This window comes from Flavobacterium foetidum, from assembly GCF_004634245.1.
GTDB classification, from domain to species: Bacteria; Bacteroidota; Bacteroidia; order Flavobacteriales; family Flavobacteriaceae; genus Flavobacterium; species Flavobacterium foetidum.
Genome location: NZ_SJTF01000009.1, coordinates 38354 through 55793 on the forward strand (window position 1 = coordinate 38354; position 17440 = coordinate 55793).

A 17440-nucleotide genomic window follows, 5' to 3' on the forward strand; every position below is an offset into this window, starting at 1 on the left:
AAAATGAAATCATGAAAAAACATCAAATTATTTTAGTCAGCAGTCTTGTTTTTGCGCTGCTTTTTTACAAAGAAGCTCTAGGAGTTAATTTGGGTATTTTTGGCATCTTTTTGACCGCCATGATTTGTTTCTTGTATCAAGATCGTTTTGTCAGCCGTACACATCTCATTTTGGTAATTACTTCGGTCTTGTCGTCAATTGCTTTTGCTTGGTACGGAGATTTTCCATCATTTTTGGCGCTGGCTTTGTCTGTTCTTTTTCTGCAGTTTAAAACCCAGCATAACGAAATCAAAATACTGCAGATTTTCCCGCTTATCTTTTTAAACGGAATAGCTTCGTTGGGGCGTATCTTCATTTTCAGTCAATGGCTCCCAAAAAAAGAGGTCAAGAATGATACACTGAAAAAGTTTATAGCATATTTATTTATTCCAACGCTGTTTTTGGTTTTGTTCTTTACGGTTTATTCCTTCGGAAGTGATCATTTCTCTTCTTTATTTAAAGATTATACCCTTGATATTGATCTTCCAGTTCTGTTCTTGATCAGTATGGTCGGATTTTATATTTCGTTCAGTTTTTGGAATTATTGGGTTCCAGAGATTAGTTTTCAATACAATTCAAAACTGAATAACGATTTTGATTCATCCGTTAAAAACAATCATAAAAATACATTTTCGTTTCTTGATTTAGATTTTGAAAGACGAAGTGGCGAGATTACGCTTTTGCTACTCAATGCAATGCTTCTCGTTTTTATTGCGACCTACAATTACGAACAGTTTTTTGAATCGAGCGAAATTTCCAAACTAAGCGCAGATACGCACGAAAGAGTAAATGCTGTGATTTTTTCAATTATTATGGCGGTTGGCGTGATTTTATTTTATTTTAAATCAGGTTTCAATTTTGATGAAAAGGCCGCAAGACTCAAAAACTTATCCAAAATCTGGATTGCCCTAAACATCGTTTTAATTATAAGCGCTTTGCTTAAAAATGCCGAATATGTTTCTTTTTTCGGTTTAACCTATAAAAGACTCGGTGTATTTGCTTTCTTGATTCTTGCGGTTATCGGACTTGTACTAACATTTTACAAAATAGTGAAACAGAAAACCAATGCATTTCTTTTTAATAAAATGGTTTGGTTTTTTTACGGAACAATTTTGTTATGCAGTTACATCAACTGGGGGAATTTGATTACCACATATAATATTGCCGTAAATAAAGGAGTAGAGCCTTATTTTTTGTTTGAATTAAATTTTAATGATGAACAGCGCGCAACTTATTTCAGGACTTTAAAAAACGAAACCATTACAAAACAATACCATAATGAAAATAGTATTTTAAGTCATAAAAATGATTCCTTTTTGTCAAAGGCTTTGTATTATGAGTTTGTAGATACACAGACAAAGTAAGAATTGTTCATTTTTTGGATTCCCATCTTTTACGAGGTGGGATTTTTTTTTAACCATTTGTTTCAGACGGTTATTTTTTGTTGTTCGTCTTATTTTTATGTTATTTATCGACATAACACTAAATGTTATAGGAAAATCTTTATTATATTTGACTTCTGAAAATTTTAATTTTTTATGCCTTTTGTAAGAAATTAAAATACTTCATTAAACTATTAATTTAACCCAAGAACATTTACCATGACACAAATTACCCCTAAACCACTATCGCCAATTGAAAAAATTTATCCACCAGGAACACAATTAGATGTTACGCTAAGTCCAGACAGTGTTGGAAAAATAAAATTTCCTGAAAGAACCGATAGAATGCTTTTGTCGCCACTTGTTGAAGCTTATTATAATAAAGAAACAGGACTATTGGTTAGAGCTGTTGTTTTTGTGGCTCGTAAAGAAACCAAAAATTTGGATTTTCGTATTTATCAAAATTGTTATATCGACCTTGATGGAAATCCGCAACTGCAATTTTTTATTTCGTACGATTTAGTAGAAACAAAAGAAACAGATTTTTTGGTTTATGAAGTTGCCTTTTACGCAAATGAGATACCGTACGGACCATTGTCTCAAATTAAAACAATTCAGAGTTTTCTTTGGGATGTAGATCCTGTTGGTTCAAGAGGAACAGAAACGAATGTCCAACACAATTAAAGTATTTCATAAATAATAAAAGGACAATGATTAAAAATGTTTTTTTTATTACTTTATTCTTTACACTCAAATCTCTTATTCTTTTTTCACAGGACAAAAAAACTGCTAATCTTTTAGAATTACAGATAAAAGCAAAAGTTTTAAAATACAATGATCAAATCAATTTTAATAAAGCGCAACGTTTCTTTTTTGAGAACAACTGGGATTCTACTTTAGTTTATTCGATGAAACAGCTTAGCAAGACTAAGAACAAAGAATTAAAAGACTATTGTCATTATTTTAGAGGGATAAGCTTTCAGAATAAAAAAATTTTAGATCAGGCAAAAAAAGAGTTTGGTCAAATCTCTTCTGGATTTGATTTTTATTACAAGGTCAATTTTTCCTTGGGTGAAATAGCATTGCAACAAAATAAATTTGAAATAGCATTGTCTTATTTTAATTCGATTGATAAGTTACATGAACGTTCTTACGATTTTAAAAAAAGCTCTGTTTCTCATAATATAGGATTATGTTATCTACATTTAGGAAATTTTGCTAAAGCCGAGAAATATTTGTTTGAGAGTACGAGACTGCAGGAAATAGAAAAAGATAGTTTAATGCTTGTCGGGTCGTACATGGATATTGCCACTTTATACTACGAACAATATAAAGACAATCTGGCAATTCCTTATTTTAAAAAAGCATATGATCTTTCTAAAAAAGTAAAATCATTCGAATTAAAAAGAACTGCAACCTTAAATATGGCTGTAGTAGAAGAAAACAGAAAGAATTTTTCACAGGCTTTGGTCTATAGAAAAGAATTCGAAGCCTGGAAAGATTCCTTAAACGATCAAAATAAAGTCTGGGCCATTGCCGATCTTGAGAAAAAGTTTGCTATTCAGCAAAAACAAAAAGAAGTCAATGTTCTGGCTGCAGAAAATAAAGCAAAAATAGCCGAAAGAAATGGGTTTCTCATTTCTTCGGTTTTATTGCTGATTTTGTTCGGTACAGGAGTCTATTTTTACAGACAGAAAATTAGAAGCAGTAAAATTATCTTAAAGCAGAAAGAAGAGCTTGATGAACTGAATGCAACAAAAGACAAATTGTTTTCTATTGTCAGCCATGATTTAAGATCGTCTGTAAATGCTTTAAAAACAAGCAACGGAAGACTGCAGGAAAATCTGGAAAACAAGAATTATGAAGAACTGGATACACTGCTTCATAACAATAGTACAATTGCCAACGGAGCTTACAATTTATTAGACAATCTGCTCAATTGGGCTTTGTTGCAGACCAAACAGACTTATTTTTATCAAGAATCGCTGCATTTGGCGTCAATCGTACAACAAGTAGAATACAATTATAAGCCATTGATGCTGAACAAAAATATCTCTTTTACAAGCAATGTTCCTTCTGGAGAATATGTTTTTGCAGATATGGATTCGCTTAAAATTGTTATTAGGAATTTTTTAGACAATGCTATTAAATTCACAAAAGAAAACGGCTCAATAAGTATTTATACAAGGCCATCTTCAGAAGAGTATTGTTATTTGGTTATTGAAGATACTGGGTTAGGAATGAGCAAATCAACTCGTGATGAGTTGCTTAAAGATTCGGTATTGCTTTCTAAAAAGAAAAACGATGATATAATCGGAACTGGTCTCGGAATGCAGTTGTGTAGAAGCATGATTTATAAAAATGGAGGTAAACTCGATATAGAGAGTGAGGAAAATATCGGAACGAAAATTATTATTGCACTACAAAAGTTTAAAAATCATGGATAATATAAACGTACTTGTTATAGAAGACACTGTTTCAGAAAGTGATGCACTCGTAAAAGTACTTTCGGCCAATAATTACAATATTGTCGGAATTGCCGCAACCTACAATCAGGCGTTGGAAATGTTTTACAACAATGTGGTAGATATCGTAATTATTGATGTCTTTCTGGATGGAAAGCCAGACGGGATTACATTTGCAGAAACCATCAACATTGTTCCAAACAGTGTAAAACCTTTTGTTTTTTTAACGAGTTCAAAAGATCGTCAGATTTTTGAAAGGGCAAAATTGACCAAGCCTTTCAGTTTTTTAATGAAACCCTTTAACGAACTTGAGATTCTGTATGCCTTGGAAATGGCTGTTGAAAAATTTTATGAGCAGACCAATGTTTTTCATAGCGAAGACCAAAATACGGTGATAAGCAATGATTCTCTTTTTATTAAAAAAAATAAAGCTTTAAAGAAAGTCCGTATTGAAGATATTGTTTACATAGAGGTAGAAGACCGATATTGTAACATTATTACAGAGACCGAAAAATTTGTAATCCTCATTTCGCTAACCAAAATCATGCATCTTTTTGATGCGTCCAAATTTTTTCAGACGCATCGAAATTATATTGTGAACTCAAGCAAAATCATAGAAATAGTTCTGAGTGATAACCTGATTGTTTTAAAAGGAAATCACAATGTGACTTTAAGTGAAAAATATAAAGATCTGGTCAGCAGGTTTACTGTTTTGAAATAATTTTAAAAGTCAGCAACGAATGAGTTCGCTAATTGTTTCTTCTTCTAAATTTCGGGTCGTTTCGGTTAATGGTTGCACTGCGTCTTGGGGTTTCCGGTTTTGGCAGACTCGCTTCTTCTGTTTTGCTCGATGGCGCAATTAGTTGATTCAGTTCCTTAATTTCTGCATCGGTTAAATCACGGTAGCGTCCTACAGGAACATCCAAAGAAATATTAATGATTCGAATACGTTTTAAAGCAGTTACTTCATAGCCAAGATATTCGCACATTCTTCTAATCTGGCGATTCAGACCTTGCGTCAATATAATTTTGAACGTGTTTTTACTAATTTGCTCCACTTTGCATTTTCGGGTCACAGTATCCAAAATCGGAACACCATTTCCCATACGCTGAATAAAACGCTCCGTAATCGGTTTGTTTACCGTTACGGTATATTCTTTTTCGTGATTGTTTCTGGCACGAAGAATCTTGTTTACGATATCTCCGTCATTAGTCATAAAAATTAATCCTTCACTGGCTTTGTCCAATCTTCCAATCGGGAAAATTCGCTTTGGATAATTAATATAATCAACAATATTATTTCGCACTTCTAGATTGGTGGTGCATTCAATTCCCACCGGTTTGTTGAAAGCTAGGTAAACCATTTTTTCGTGCTTCTCAACGATTAATTTTCCATCAATACGCACTTCGTCATCTGGCGAGACTTTTGTTCCCATTTCTGCTACAGAACCATTAACCGTTACACGTTTTTCATCAATCAGCTTATCCGCTTCACGACGTGAACAAAAACCAGTTTCTCCAATGAATTTATTAAGACGTTTCAAATTTTCTTCCATAGTGCAAAAGTAGCTAAAAATTTGATTTTAGATTTCAGATTTCAGATTTTAGATTTCAGATTTTAGATTTTTCACAATCTTGTCATTTCTACCGAAGGGAGAAATCACACTAGAAACTCCGCAATCAAATTCGTCAATCTTTGTCGAGTTACGAGTGTGATTTCTCCCTTCGGTCGAAATGACGAAACTCAAAAAAACTTTGTGCCTTTGAATCTGTGAATCTTTTTAAGAATGAAAAATAGAGCTATCCTCCGGAGTTTCTTTCCTGTCAAACATGCCGTAATCACGAACTACAGTTGCAATTCGTAAATGATACTCTTTAAAAATTCCGTTTCTTCCCTTAGCCTGCGCATCACGATGCATTTCAAGATTTCTCCATTGCTGAATGCTTTCTTCATCTCTCCAAAAAGATAAAGACAATATTTTTTGAGGATCAGCGAGACTCTGAAATCTTTCAATGGAAATAAATCCATCAATAGTATTTAATTCTGGACGAAGACTTGCAGCAATATCCAAATACTCATCTTTCTTGCCTTCGTTCGGGATAACTTCAAAAATTACAGCAATCATTTTAATTGTAGATTTTAGAATTCAGATTTTAGATTTGAGAAAAAAAAGTGTTTTTATGAGCTTAATATCAGCAAATTTAAGAAAAGCCTTTGCAACTTTGCAACTTTGTCTCTTTGTTACTTTAAGCCTTCAGAAAATAAAAACTTAGTGTCTTAGCGACTTAGTGGCTAATAACCTCAGAACCTTCAAAAAGAAACTCAATCACTTTATCATACAAATCGTCATTGTGCATTCCATGACCTAAACCTGTTGTTTCAATAAACTGACTATTTTTCCAATTGCTGGCTATTTTTTGTCCTTCGGCGAAAGCCACAATTTTATCAGAAGTATCGTGAGCAATAAACCCCGGAACAGTAAATTGGGAGGCAAATTTTTGTCCCGAAAAGTCTTCCAGCTTAAAGTTGAAACGATTTATAAATTTACTTTCTAAAAGAGAAAGCATTCTTTTGTTTAGGCTCAGCATTGAAATATAATTATCAATCAGCGTTTTTAAATCGGATGGAGCGCCAAGAATTACCATTTTGTTTATACTGGTATTCGGAAATAAATGTTGATGATAAACGCAGGCTGCACCTCCAATAGAATGCCCAATAATAATTTCAGGCTGATATTTTTCGACGGCTTTATTGATGAATTCGGCATAAAGCGGCACATTAAATTCTTTACCGCTGCTTTGTCCGTGAGCTGGAGCATCAAGAGCGATTATCGTACTTCCTGATTTTTGAAGATGAGGAAGTGTTTTTTTCCAGCGTGCAGCATTGCTTTCCCAACCATGAACCAAAAGAATTTTGGTCTCATTTCCTTTCCAGATATAAGTTTGAAAATGGTGTTCGTTATGATGAAAGATTTCTGTTTCTGTATCTCTCAAGATTTTTGGAAGTTGTTCTTTTTTGAATCGGCCAATTCTAGGCTGGCTAAAAAGTGCATATGAAAGTTCCATCGCTTTTTGCGGACGCACGTAACTCAAAAAGTTAATATAAGAGCCAACTGATTTTAATGTTATGAAGCGTATTCCTTTTTTAATTCCCAAAACTTAAATTTTTTCTAAAGGTAAAAAAAGGTCTGCCACGAATTACACAAATGAACGCGAATTTTTTATTCTCAGCATTATATATTGACAAAAAAATTAGTGAAATTAGTGAAATTCGTGGCGAAAAAAAGCAAAAAAAAAAGTCCCGACTAAATCGGGACTTGATATTTAGAATTTTGCGAACAATTGTTCCATTTTTTCTTTTTCTTCTTCAGCTAATTGCGTGTCAACTAAGATTCTTCCAGAGTGCTCATCAGTGATGATTTTCTTTCTTGAAGCAATTTCAACCTGAGTTTGAGGTGGAATTGTAAAGAAAGATCCTGCAGAAGCTCCTCTTTCGATAGAAACTACAGCTAATCCGTTACGAACACTGCTTCTGATTCTGTTGTAAGCTGCCAATAATCTGTCTTCGATTTGTGCTGCATACTCAGCAGATTTCTCAGTTAAGAAAGTTTCTTCTTTCTGAGTTTCAGCCATGATGGCATCCAATTCAGATTTTTTATGTTTTAAGTGAGAGCTTTTAGCATCAAGTTTTTCTTTTAAGTTAGAAATAACTTCTTTTTTGTGCTCGATAGAAGCTTTCATCTCTTTGATTTGCTTTTCAGCCAATTGAATTTCTAATTCCTGAAATTCAACTTCTTTTGTCAAAGAATTAAATTCTCTGTTGTTACGTACTGATTCTTGTTGTTTAGTGTACTTTTTAATAACCTCTTTATGCTCCTCAATAGCAATTTTCTTTGCTTTGATTTGCTCCTCAATCACTTCAAGTTCACCTTTCAGTTTCTCTGAACGAGTGCTCAAACCTGCAACTTCATCTTCTAAATCTTCAACCTCTAAAGGAAGTTCTCCTCTAACGTTTCTGATTTCGTCAATTCTAGAGTCAATAAGCTGTAAATCGTATATTGCTCTTAACTTGTCCTCAACACTTAATTCTTTCGTATTCGTCATATTTTATAAGTACTTAACTGGATTTGTATTTTCTTCCGATAAAATGATTGCAAAATTAAGAATTTTTTTTCGAAGATAATCAACAATATAATTTTTTGTATAGCGTTCACTCTCAAAATGACCGATATCGGCCAAAAGTAACTTGTTTTCAGCTTCATAAAACTGGTGATACTTCAAATCGGCGGTCAAAAAAGCATCGGCTCCAGCCTGAATAGCGTTTTTTATAGCAAAGCTTCCAGACCCTCCAAGTACGGCTACTTTTTTTATTTTTTTGCCTAAAAAAGCAGAATGACGAATTCCGTCGGCAATCATTTTATCTTTTACAAAATGAAGAAAATCTTTTTCGTCCATTTCATTTTCAAATTCACCAATCATTCCTAAACCAATTTTCTGATGCTGGTTTTGTAAATCGTAAATTTCATAAGCGACTTCTTCGTAGATATGATTGGCAAAAAGGGCTTTTAAAATGCGAGATTGCAAATGTTTTTCAAAAACAACTTCGATTTTGATTTCTTCTCCCGTATGAAGTTTTCCTTTTTCACCAATAACAGGATTGCTGTCTTCATTTCCCTGGAAAGTAAAAAATCCCTGCGTATTAAAACTGCAGTTGTCATAATTGCCAATTTTTCCTGCACCGGCTTCAAATAAGGCGTTTCTAACTTTATCGGCATTATCTGGAACTGTAAAAGTGACTAGTTTTTGAATGAAATTATTTTTAGGAACTAATATTTTAGTATTGGTTAATCCTAATGCATCACATAAAATTTTATTTACACCTTGTGAATGATTGTCAAGTGCTGTATGAACAGCAAAAATGGCAACATCATTTTTAATGGCTTTCAAAATAGCTCTTTCGACATAATTTTTTCCTGTAATTTTTTTGATTCCTGAAAATAAGATAGGGTGGAAACATACAACAAGATTACAGTTTTTTGCAATAGCTTCGTCAATTACATTTTCTAATGCATCATGGCAGACTAAAACACCTGAACAGTCAGTTTCTGAGTTTCCGACTAAAAGTCCAACGTTGTCAAAATCTTCGGCGTAAGCCAAAGGAGCCATTTCTTCCAGAACGGATATGATATTTTTGATTTTCATTTTTATGTTTTGTTTCAAGTTTTGCCTGTTTCAAGTTTCACGTTTAAAAAAGAAGGCTTGAAAAGTAAAACAAATTAACGAATAAACAGTTCAATTTTAAAATATATTGAAGGTTTTGCAAAAATTAGTAACATCAGTAATACGATGTTACTCATGTTACTTTTCGTATATTTGTAAATCTAAATCAAAAGTCATGACTACAATAAAAATTAACGAACGTACTAAATCAGGAAAGGCATTTATGGCAATGTTTGAAGCCTTTTTTAAAGGTGTAGACGGAATAGAAGTAGTTGAAACCGATTCAAAAAAAAATAAAAAGGAAGATGGTTTTTATTCTGCTGAATTTATTGAGAAGATTAAAAAAGCAGAAGAAAACATTAAAAAAGGAAAAACCACAAGATTAAATCCTGAGGATATATGGGGAAGTATTTTGTAGACTTTGAGGATACTGCTCGTAACGATTTAAAAAATCACTATAAATCTGGGAATAAAGCCACTATTAAAAAGATTGAAAAAATACTTTTAGAATTGACAGAGACTCCTTTTATTGGCGAAGGACAACCAGAAGAGTTGAAATATAATTATAAAGGTTATTGGTCAAGGAAAATCAATAAAAAAGACCGTTTAATTTATAGAGTAGAAGAAGAAATAGTTACAGTTATTATCGTTTCTGCAATGGGTCATTATTCAGATAAATAACAGTATGAAATTACTTCGAAAAATACTTTTCCCGTTCGCCGTTTTATACGGATTTATCACTTCAATCCGTAATTTTCTTTTTGATAAAGGAGTTTTAAAATCTACTTCATTTGATTTTCCGGTTATTGCAGTGGGGAATTTAAGCGTGGGCGGAACTGGAAAAACGCCTCAAATAGAATATTTGATACGTTTGCTTTCAGATAAATATAAAGTTGCAACCTTAAGCCGTGGTTATAAAAGAAAATCAGAAGGTTTTGTTTTGGCTAATGAAAATTCAAATGCTGAAATTTTGGGAGACGAACCGTTTCAGTTTTATCAAAAATTTCCTTTTGTTATGGTTGCGGTTGATGCTGACAGGACAAACGGAATCAAACAACTGTTGATGGAGCAGATAACTCCAGAAATTATTTTGCTTGACGATGCTTATCAGCACCGAAAAGTAAAAGCAGGTTTTTATATTTTACTCACTTCATACGGAGATTTGTACGCTGATGATTTTATGCTTCCAACTGGGAATTTGCGTGAAAGCAGGAGCGGAGCAGAAAGAGCCAGCATTGTGGTAGTTACAAAATGCCCTAAAGTATTAACCGAAGAAGAACAGTCTCAAATTAGATTAAAGTTAAAATTAAAACCTTCGCAGGAGGTCTTTTTTACTTTTATAGATTACGATATTTTTATTTATGGGAAGAATAAAAAGCTTGCTTTAGATGAAATAAAATCTGAATCTAAAGTGCTTTTGGCTGGAATTGCAAAACCAAAACCATTTTTTGATTATTTGAAAAATGAAAGTGATGAATGTCTTACTTTTCCAGATCATCATCATTTTTCTGATGCAGATTTAAATGCAATTCGAAATAAAGCAAACGGAAGAAAAATAATTACTACCGAAAAAGATTATGTAAGATTGAAAGATTCGGAGTTGATAGACCAATTGTATTATCTCCCTATAAAAAGCTCTTTTATTAACCGTCAGCAAGACTTTGATAGTGCGATTTTGGAGTATGTAGAAATTTGTGTCTAAAAGAACTTAGCGACTTAATACATCTCACAACCTTAGAATCTTAGTTGAAAAACTTAGCGATAGTGCTGTAAAAGTCGTCTGGCACAAAAGGTTTTGTAATTACATCATCCATTCCGAAAGAGATTAACATATCGCGGTTTTCATCTAAGGAAATTGCTGTCAGTGCGATTATAGGTGTTGATTGGTCAAATTCGCGAATAAGCTTTGTGGCTGTTGTGCCGTTTATTCCAGGAAGATGCACATCCATCAAAACCATATCAAAATGTTTTGTTTTTAATAGTTCAACTGCTTCTTCGCCATTTTCAATAATTTCACAGCTTATGGATTTGTTTTCAAGCATTTTGCGAGTAATCATCTGATTGATTTTATTGTCTTCAACTAATAAAATCGTTTTGTGCTTTAATTGTTTGTCGCTGTATGGCTTGATTTCTTGTTGTGTTTCCAACGGCTCGTTATTGATTTTAAAGTTTAGTTTGAATGTAAAAGTTGATCCTTTTCCGACCTCGCTTTTTAGTTTGATTTCACCTCCCAATAATTCGATCAGTTTTTTTACAATAGTAAGGCCTAATCCGGTTCCGCCATATTTACGGTTAACTTCTATAGATCCTTGCGAGAAGCTTTCAAAAACAGTCTGAAGTTTATCTTCAGGTATGCCAATTCCGGTGTCCACAATTTCGAAATACACAATAGCGTTGTCATTTTCTTTTGTTTCCAATTTTGCGATAACATCTACATGGCCATTGTGTGTAAATTTTAAGGCGTTGTTTATCAGGTTCAAAATAATCTGCGACAACTTAGTCGGGTCTCCAATCAAATGGTCGGGAATCGCCTTGTCAATTTCTAAATTGAAATAATTTTTATTGGCCAAAGCCAATTCTTTTAAAGAGCTTTGAATATTAAACAACAGCTCTTTGAGGTTGAAACTTATATTTTCGACCTCGACTTTGGTTGAATCAATTTTGTTTATTTCGAGGATTTCATTGATAAAAGTCGTCAAGTAATTGCCAGAAAACTTAAGCGACTCCAGATACTTTAACTGTTTTTTCTTTGGTTTGTCTTCCAGCAACAAATGTGTAATTCCGTTGATGGCGTTAAGCGGAGTGCGTAATTCGTGGCTCACGGTCGACAAAAATTCGGATCTTGCTTTTGATGCTTTTTCGGCATTGTTTTTGGCCAAAATCAATTCTTTGTTTTTCTCTCGAAGCAGCAAATTGTTTTGATTTCGAATAATATTATTTTTATAAAGCGCAAGACTTAAAAGAGATAGGATAGAAATGAGCGCAATAGCTAGAATGCTTACTAATTTAGAATAACGGTAGGTTTTAAGCTGGATTTTTTCTTCACTCTCTTTCTTAATTGTATTGTTCAAAGCCTGATTTTTTTTGAATTTTTGAAATTCGTTAAAATCTATTTTTGAGTTTTTAATCTTCAAAAGATAATTTTCAATTTGATAATGTTCTTCAAGATAAGAATAAGCCAGATCAAAATTCCGGTTCTGTTTGTAATATTGGCTAATTGCCAAAACGATTTTTGATTTTTGATGAAGATCGTTCTTTTTGGCATTATATTTTAAGGCATCATTAAGATAAATAAGCGCTGAGTCGTTGTGTTTTAGTTGCGTCTCAATGAGCCCTAGCTGGTAGTAAGAATCTGCTTTTGTTTTTAAGATTTGCGGATTGTCCTTTTTTTGAATGATGCTTCTAAATGTCTTAACCGCCTGAACTAACTCGTTGCTGTTTTTTAAGGCCATAGCCTTTTGATAATCTAAAGTCTCGGCATAATCGGGAATGTTCAGTTTTTTTAAGAGGTTCTTAGCTTTTGCATAGTACAAATCGGCTGTCTTAGAATCTCCTTTTGCTGTATTTGTAATTGCGATATAATGCAATGCAAGGACTTTTGTGCAGTTGGGTTCTAAGCTGTCAAATAAAACAAGTGTTTTGTGGAAATTTTCTAAGGCCTTGTCGTACTTGTGCTGATTGTAATAAATTTTGCCAAGTTTGAATGTTTGATTAGCAAGACTTTCTTTTTTTTCATTCCTTGTACATAGATTAATAGATTTCTGGGTGTAAAGAATTGCCTTATTGTAGTTTTTACTGCTTATATTTAAATTGGCTTGTCTGTTGTAATAGTAAATACTGTCTGTATCCTTATTTGTTTGAGGATACAAAAACAAAGAAAAAAAACAAACAGCAATAAAAAGACAGTATTTCATGTTTGGCATTGCTTTACGATGAATCTTATTTCGTTCTTATAAGCAAGATCAAATCAATCAGTCTTGACGAATACCCGATTTCGTTATCATACCAGCCAACGACTTTTGCCATTCGGTCAATTACAGAGGTGAGCTGTGCATCAAATAAACACGAATGCGTATTGCCAATTACGTCAACTGAAACAATAGGATCTTCTGTGTAATCTAATATTCCTTTTAAATTTGTTTTTGAGGCTTCTTTAAATGCTTTATTAATTTCTTCAATGCTTACATTTCGTTTTACATTAAAGGTTATGTCTGTCAATGAACCATCGGGAACAGGAACGCGGATACCACAACCTCCGATTTTATCATGCAGTTTCGGAAAAATTTTTGTCAATGCTTTGGCTGCTCCCGTAGTGGTCGGTACTATAGACTGGCTGGCTCCTCTCGAACGTCTCAAGTCTTTATGAGGCTGGTCGTGAAGGCTTTGGTCGGTTGTGAAAGAATGTATCGTTGTAATGTAAGCCTGTTCTATGCCACACAATTCTTCGATGATTTTGATCATCGGAGCGGCATTGTTTGTAGTACAGCTCGCATTAGAAACAATAGTCTCGGTTCCGTCCAGAATAGTTTCATTTACTCCAAGAACAACAGTTTTTATTGTGTCAACTTCGGAAGGGGCAGAAAGTATTACCTTTTTTGCTCCCGCTTCTAGATGCAGATTTAAATCTTCGTGTGTTTTGAATTTTCCAGTCGATTCAATCGCAAAATCAATATTATGGCTTTTCCAGTCTAGATTTGAAATTTTCTTTTCATGAAAGAAATAAAAATGCCTGCCGTCTACAATTATTCCGTTTTCATCATAACTTACTTCATAAGGCAGAACACCGTGAATACTGTCGTATTTAATCAAATGTGACATCGTTTTGTTGTCTGCAAGATCGTTGATGGCAACGACTTCAATTTCAGGATGGTTCACGAGAAGACGAAATAAATTTCTACCAATTCTCCCAAAGCCATTAATGGCAATTCTTGTTTTCAATCTTTGTTTGGTTGCTTGTTAAGTTGTTTAACAATCAGTTAAATATTTTTATAAAATGTGTTTTTGAGCTTTATATGAAGAGCGCACCAACGGACCGCTTTCTACATGTCTGAAGCCTAAATCAAGACCAAATTTCTCATATCTTGCAAATTGATCAGGAGTTATGAACTCCTTAACCGGAAGGTGTTTTTTGGTCGGCTGCAAATATTGCCCAAGCGTAACCACATCAACGTTGGCATTTCGTAAATCTGTCATGGTCTGAAAAACCTCTTCTTCTGTTTCACCGAGCCCCAACATAATTCCAGATTTGGTTCTGTTGATTCCTTTTTCTTTTAAGTAGCGCAATACTTCTAGGCTGCGGTCATATTTTGCTTGAATTCTGACTTCACGTGTCAATCTTCTTACGGTTTCCATATTGTGAGACACCACTTCCGGGTTAGCTTCAACAATACGATCAATATTTCTTTCAATTCCTTGAAAATCCGGAATTAATGTCTCTAGAGTTGTATTCGGATTCATTCTTCGAATGGCTTTTACGGTTTCCATCCAGATAATAGAACCGCCGTCTTTTAAATCATCACGATCTACACTTGTTATAACGGCATGTTTGATGTTCATGATTTTGATAGAACGAGCAACTTTTTCAGGTTCGTCCCAATCTACAGTTTCAGGCCTCCCTGTTTTTACGCCACAAAAGCCGCAAGATCGTGTGCAGACATTTCCTAGAATCATAAAGGTAGCCGTGCCTTCTCCCCAGCATTCTCCCATATTCGGGCAACTTCCGGAAGTGCAAATTGTATTTAAGCTGTATTTGTCGACCAAACCGCGAAGTTCAGTATATTTTTGTCCAATTGGCAGTTTCACCTTTAGCCACTTAGGTTTTGCAGGTGGTATATTTTCAATGACTGTTTCCATATCTCATAAATCTGAGTACAAAGATAATGAATGTACTTTATTTGGTGATTTGTTTATCGCTAATTTTGATTCCAAAAACCGTCTGACTTTAACAAAAACGCATTGGCAATTGTTGAAAAAGTAGGTTAAAAATATGGATTTTAATCAGTAAATTAGTTGTAAATAAAGTTTTTCTGCGACAAATTTGTAATACAGCTAAGATAATCGTAGTTGGTCGATCGCTGTGCTTGTAAATTTTATATCTTTAATTGTTAGAAAATAAACGTTAAGGGATAAGATTTGAAAATTTATTAGTAATACATTTGGTGTTAAATTTTAATATTTATTTGAAAATGGAAAAGAAATTTATTGTACTAGGAGTTTTGCTTGCTTCTTTTGCCGTTACAAAAGCCAACGCACAAATTAATTTGGGCGAAAAAGCGATTGGAGCGGTCCAAAAAGGAGTTACAGCATTTACATTAACCAATGCCGATGCGGCCGCCTTGTCTAAAGAGGCTGTTGCCAAATTAGATGCAGAAAACGAAGTAGCGGGGCCAAACGATGGTTATACGTTACGCTTAAACAGGATTTTTGGAAAACACGCAATTGGAGATGGCTTTACTTTAAATTATAAAGTTTATAAATTGAAAGAAGTAAATGCCTTTGCTACTGCAGACGGAAGCGTTCGCGTTTATTCTGGCCTAATGGATATTATGGATGATAATGAATTATTGGCTGTAATCGGGCACGAAATCGGGCACGTTGCAAACAACGATTCAAGAGACGCAATGCGTGCTGCATATCAAAAAGAAGCTTTGATTGACGGAGTTTCTTCTCAATCTGCAAAAATTGCGTCTATTACTGATAGCCAGTTAGGGAAAATAGGGAGCGCGTTAATAGACAGCAAACACAGCCGTACACAAGAATCTGAAGCCGATTTGTATGCGTATAATTTCCTTAAAAATAACGGTTACGATGTAAATGCCGAAGAGTCTGCTTTCAGAATCTTAGCAAAAATGAGCGAAGGTGCCGATTCTTCCTTTATTACCAGAATGATGAGTTCTCATCCTGACTCTAAAAAAAGAGCTGATGATGCCAGAAAAAGAGCCGAAAAAGACGGACTTTATAAGCCATATGTACAGAAGAAAATCGACAATTCTGTGCCAGTTGTGAAGAAAACGACAACAACTAAAAAAACAACCACAAAGAAAACTACAACCAAAAAGAAATAATTTCTTGAAAAAAAACTAAAGCCGGCTGTTGTTATTCAATCGGCCGGCTTTTTATGTTTTAAAATATTGTAAGATAAAATGTTATCCTAACACATGAAATGCTAATACTTTTTGCACTTCATAAACATTTACAGATTTGTTGAATTGTTTTACGATGCTCGGTTGCAATTCGCTCGAAACCCAGATTTTCAATTCGGCATCAAGATCAAAAGTTCCGGCAGTCTCTACGCTAAAACGAGTAATGCTTTTGTACGAAATAGATTTGTATTCAGTTTTGCTTCCGGTTAATCCTTGAACATCTACCAGAATTAATCTTTTATTAGTAAAGATAAAAGTGTCACGAATCAATTTAAAACCCATTTCGATTTGTTCGTTATCGGTTAAAAGCTGTCCATATTTTTTAAGTAATTCGTCTTGGCTTACAGTGCCGGCGTTTCCCATAAGGGCTGAAAATAATCCCATTGTTATATCTTTTGTTGGTTAAATGAATAGTCTAAATAAAGAGTAAAAGTAATTGATTTTGTTAATTTTCTATATTTAATTTTGATTTAATTAGGAGAGGAATTGTGGTTATAGCAATCATGAAAGAAGCGATAATGGATACAACTAAGTTTCCAATATTTAGAGTATTGGGATGAATTGCAAATCGAATAAACAAAATAGCTAGAGTATATAAGAACACAGTGGTCCAATATGGTTTGTTAATTGAGGTTTTAAAAGTAAAATTCTGCGGAAGCTGGAGGAAAGCTATAACTATAATAACGCTTCCAATAAGAGTACTAGTGTGCTGTGTGATTTTCCAAACAGGAATCTCCTTTTCAAAAAGAACAACGCTATATTTCAAAATGTCAATTTGATTAACAAAATAGCCATGTTGGTGTGTGAAAGAATCCCAAAAAAGGTGTGAGAATATTCCAATTAATGAAGAAATTATTATAATGAGCCAGTTTTTCTTGAAATAGACATTCCAATTGAAATCGTTGAAAACAGATACTCTATTACTAATAAAGTTTGGAAGGTTTGAGATTAAAAGATTTCGTGTTAGATTATGAAAGACAAAAGCTAATAAAAGAGCAAGAGGTAAATCAAACCAGAAAATTCCATACAAAGTATGGCTGTAATTGCTTTTGACTGTCATTCGTAAAAAGTATTCGAAATCGGGAGTTAAACTTCCAATTATTAGAGCAGTAAGAGAAAACCATGATTTAGGTAAAAATCGTAAAGGTAGAATTATGGCAGGATGAGAAAAGGTGAAAGGCATTAAATTTGA

The 17440-nt window shown here is 33.7% G+C and carries 18 protein-coding genes; 8 read left to right on the forward strand and 10 right to left on the reverse strand.

Annotated elements, in window-relative coordinates:
* The first annotated feature begins 11 nt into the window (after window positions 1-11).
* From E0W73_RS12330 to E0W73_RS12345, 4 genes are all read left to right on the forward strand, one after another.
* Entirely contained in the window at window positions 12-1403 is a 1392-nt protein-coding gene (locus E0W73_RS12330) for a DUF4153 domain-containing protein (RefSeq protein ID WP_135222385.1), read from the forward strand.
* Window positions 1404-1640: 237 nt separating this feature from the next.
* Complete coding sequence (locus E0W73_RS12335) at window positions 1641-2105, forward strand: hypothetical protein (protein WP_135222386.1); 465 nt, start codon at window positions 1641-1643, stop codon at window positions 2103-2105.
* A gap of 26 nt (window positions 2106-2131) precedes the next feature.
* Complete coding sequence (locus tag E0W73_RS12340; RefSeq protein WP_135222387.1) at window positions 2132-3868, forward strand: ATP-binding protein; 1737 nt, start codon at window positions 2132-2134, stop codon at window positions 3866-3868.
* Window positions 3861-4607 (forward strand): LytR/AlgR family response regulator transcription factor, encoded by a 747-nt coding sequence (locus E0W73_RS12345; RefSeq protein ID WP_135222388.1) that lies wholly within the window; start codon window positions 3861-3863, stop codon window positions 4605-4607. The genes E0W73_RS12340 and E0W73_RS12345 overlap by 8 nt, the downstream gene beginning before the upstream one ends.
* A gap of 28 nt (window positions 4608-4635) precedes the next feature.
* On the opposite strand, the gene rluF is transcribed toward E0W73_RS12345, so the two are convergent.
* From rluF to E0W73_RS12370, 5 genes are all read right to left on the reverse strand, one after another.
* Complete coding sequence (gene rluF / locus E0W73_RS12350) at window positions 4636-5442, reverse strand: 23S rRNA pseudouridine(2604) synthase RluF (RefSeq protein WP_135222389.1); 807 nt, start codon at window positions 5440-5442, stop codon at window positions 4636-4638.
* A gap of 225 nt (window positions 5443-5667) precedes the next feature.
* Window positions 5668-6012 carry an antibiotic biosynthesis monooxygenase family protein gene (locus E0W73_RS12355; protein ID WP_135222390.1) on the reverse strand — a complete coding sequence of 115 codons (345 nt, stop codon included), beginning with the start codon at window positions 6010-6012 and terminating at the stop codon, window positions 5668-5670.
* Window positions 6013-6172: 160 nt separating this feature from the next.
* The gene (locus E0W73_RS12360) at window positions 6173-7042 is read right to left on the reverse strand and encodes an alpha/beta fold hydrolase (RefSeq protein ID WP_135222391.1); all 870 of its coding nucleotides are present in this window, start codon (window positions 7040-7042) and stop codon (window positions 6173-6175) included.
* A 168-nt stretch (window positions 7043-7210) separates the two neighbouring features.
* Window positions 7211-7990, reverse strand: a complete 780-nt coding sequence (locus tag E0W73_RS12365) for a zinc ribbon domain-containing protein (protein WP_091496387.1) — start codon at window positions 7988-7990, stop codon at window positions 7211-7213.
* Between the two features lie 3 nt (window positions 7991-7993).
* Window positions 7994-9088, reverse strand: a complete 1095-nt coding sequence (locus E0W73_RS12370; protein WP_135222392.1) for a Nif3-like dinuclear metal center hexameric protein — start codon at window positions 9086-9088, stop codon at window positions 7994-7996.
* 193 nt (window positions 9089-9281) lie between these two features.
* Between E0W73_RS12370 and E0W73_RS12375 the strand changes: the two genes are divergently transcribed.
* The 3 genes from E0W73_RS12375 to lpxK are packed head-to-tail and all read left to right on the forward strand — an operon-like array spanning window position 9282 to window position 10808.
* Window positions 9282-9524: a DUF2683 family protein gene (locus E0W73_RS12375; RefSeq protein WP_135222393.1), complete on the forward strand. Its 243-nt coding sequence runs from the start codon at window positions 9282-9284 to the stop codon at window positions 9522-9524.
* Window positions 9506-9787: a Txe/YoeB family addiction module toxin gene (locus E0W73_RS12380; protein WP_135222394.1), complete on the forward strand. Its 282-nt coding sequence runs from the start codon at window positions 9506-9508 to the stop codon at window positions 9785-9787. The genes E0W73_RS12375 and E0W73_RS12380 overlap by 19 nt, the downstream gene beginning before the upstream one ends.
* 4 nt (window positions 9788-9791) lie before the next feature.
* Window positions 9792-10808, forward strand: a complete 1017-nt coding sequence (lpxK, locus tag E0W73_RS12385; protein ID WP_135222395.1) for a tetraacyldisaccharide 4'-kinase — start codon at window positions 9792-9794, stop codon at window positions 10806-10808.
* A gap of 40 nt (window positions 10809-10848) precedes the next feature.
* Here lpxK and E0W73_RS12390 read toward each other — a convergent pair whose 3' ends face one another.
* From E0W73_RS12390 to lipA, 3 genes are read right to left on the reverse strand one after another with little or no spacing between them, the layout of a single operon-like run.
* Window positions 10849-13020: a tetratricopeptide repeat-containing hybrid sensor histidine kinase/response regulator gene (locus tag E0W73_RS12390; protein ID WP_135222396.1), complete on the reverse strand. Its 2172-nt coding sequence runs from the start codon at window positions 13018-13020 to the stop codon at window positions 10849-10851.
* Window positions 13021-13045: 25 nt separating this feature from the next.
* On the reverse strand, window positions 13046-14044 hold the full coding sequence (gene gap, locus E0W73_RS12395; RefSeq protein WP_135222397.1) for a type I glyceraldehyde-3-phosphate dehydrogenase: 999 nt from the start codon (window positions 14042-14044) through the stop codon (window positions 13046-13048).
* A gap of 48 nt (window positions 14045-14092) precedes the next feature.
* The gene (gene lipA / locus E0W73_RS12400; RefSeq protein WP_135222398.1) at window positions 14093-14959 is read right to left on the reverse strand and encodes a lipoyl synthase; all 867 of its coding nucleotides are present in this window, start codon (window positions 14957-14959) and stop codon (window positions 14093-14095) included.
* A 332-nt stretch (window positions 14960-15291) separates the two neighbouring features.
* Between lipA and E0W73_RS12405 the strand changes: the two genes are divergently transcribed.
* The gene (locus tag E0W73_RS12405; protein WP_135222399.1) at window positions 15292-16170 is read left to right on the forward strand and encodes a M48 family metalloprotease; all 879 of its coding nucleotides are present in this window, start codon (window positions 15292-15294) and stop codon (window positions 16168-16170) included.
* 81 nt (window positions 16171-16251) lie between these two features.
* Here E0W73_RS12405 and E0W73_RS12410 read toward each other — a convergent pair whose 3' ends face one another.
* Together E0W73_RS12410 and E0W73_RS12415 are read right to left on the reverse strand one after the other, a co-directional pair.
* A complete protein-coding gene (locus E0W73_RS12410) occupies window positions 16252-16632 on the reverse strand; it encodes a PH domain-containing protein (RefSeq protein WP_135222400.1) in 381 nt (126 codons plus the stop codon).
* 61 nt (window positions 16633-16693) lie between these two features.
* Window positions 16694-17431: a DUF4184 family protein gene (locus E0W73_RS12415; RefSeq protein WP_135222401.1), complete on the reverse strand. Its 738-nt coding sequence runs from the start codon at window positions 17429-17431 to the stop codon at window positions 16694-16696.
* Between the last annotated feature and the right edge of the window lie 9 nt (window positions 17432-17440).

Excerpts from the sequence above, each read along its gene's own strand:
- E0W73_RS12370 (WP_135222392.1), bottom strand. The coding sequence starts at position 9,088 with ATGAAAATCAAAAATATCATATCCGTTCTGGAAGAAATGGCTCCTTTG.
- lpxK (WP_135222395.1), top strand. The coding sequence starts at position 9,792 with ATGAAATTACTTCGAAAAATACTTTTCCCGTTCGCCGTTTTATACGGA.
- E0W73_RS12410 (WP_135222400.1), bottom strand. The coding sequence starts at position 16,632 with ATGGGATTATTTTCAGCCCTTATGGGAAACGCCGGCACTGTAAGCCAA.
- E0W73_RS12355 (WP_135222390.1), bottom strand. The coding sequence starts at position 6,012 with ATGATTGCTGTAATTTTTGAAGTTATCCCGAACGAAGGCAAGAAAGAT.
- E0W73_RS12405 (WP_135222399.1), top strand. The coding sequence starts at position 15,292 with ATGGAAAAGAAATTTATTGTACTAGGAGTTTTGCTTGCTTCTTTTGCC.
- E0W73_RS12390 (WP_135222396.1), bottom strand. The coding sequence starts at position 13,020 with ATGAAATACTGTCTTTTTATTGCTGTTTGTTTTTTTTCTTTGTTTTTG.
- E0W73_RS12365 (WP_091496387.1), bottom strand. The coding sequence starts at position 7,990 with ATGACGAATACGAAAGAATTAAGTGTTGAGGACAAGTTAAGAGCAATA.
- E0W73_RS12415 (WP_135222401.1), bottom strand. The coding sequence starts at position 17,431 with ATGCCTTTCACCTTTTCTCATCCTGCCATAATTCTACCTTTACGATTT.
- E0W73_RS12380 (WP_135222394.1), top strand. The coding sequence starts at position 9,506 with ATGGGGAAGTATTTTGTAGACTTTGAGGATACTGCTCGTAACGATTTA.
- E0W73_RS12345 (WP_135222388.1), top strand. The coding sequence starts at position 3,861 with ATGGATAATATAAACGTACTTGTTATAGAAGACACTGTTTCAGAAAGT.
- rluF (WP_135222389.1), bottom strand. The coding sequence starts at position 5,442 with ATGGAAGAAAATTTGAAACGTCTTAATAAATTCATTGGAGAAACTGGT.
- E0W73_RS12375 (WP_135222393.1), top strand. The coding sequence starts at position 9,282 with ATGACTACAATAAAAATTAACGAACGTACTAAATCAGGAAAGGCATTT.
- E0W73_RS12335 (WP_135222386.1), top strand. The coding sequence starts at position 1,641 with ATGACACAAATTACCCCTAAACCACTATCGCCAATTGAAAAAATTTAT.
- E0W73_RS12330 (WP_135222385.1), top strand. The coding sequence starts at position 12 with ATGAAAAAACATCAAATTATTTTAGTCAGCAGTCTTGTTTTTGCGCTG.
- lipA (WP_135222398.1), bottom strand. The coding sequence starts at position 14,959 with ATGGAAACAGTCATTGAAAATATACCACCTGCAAAACCTAAGTGGCTA.
- E0W73_RS12340 (WP_135222387.1), top strand. The coding sequence starts at position 2,132 with ATGATTAAAAATGTTTTTTTTATTACTTTATTCTTTACACTCAAATCT.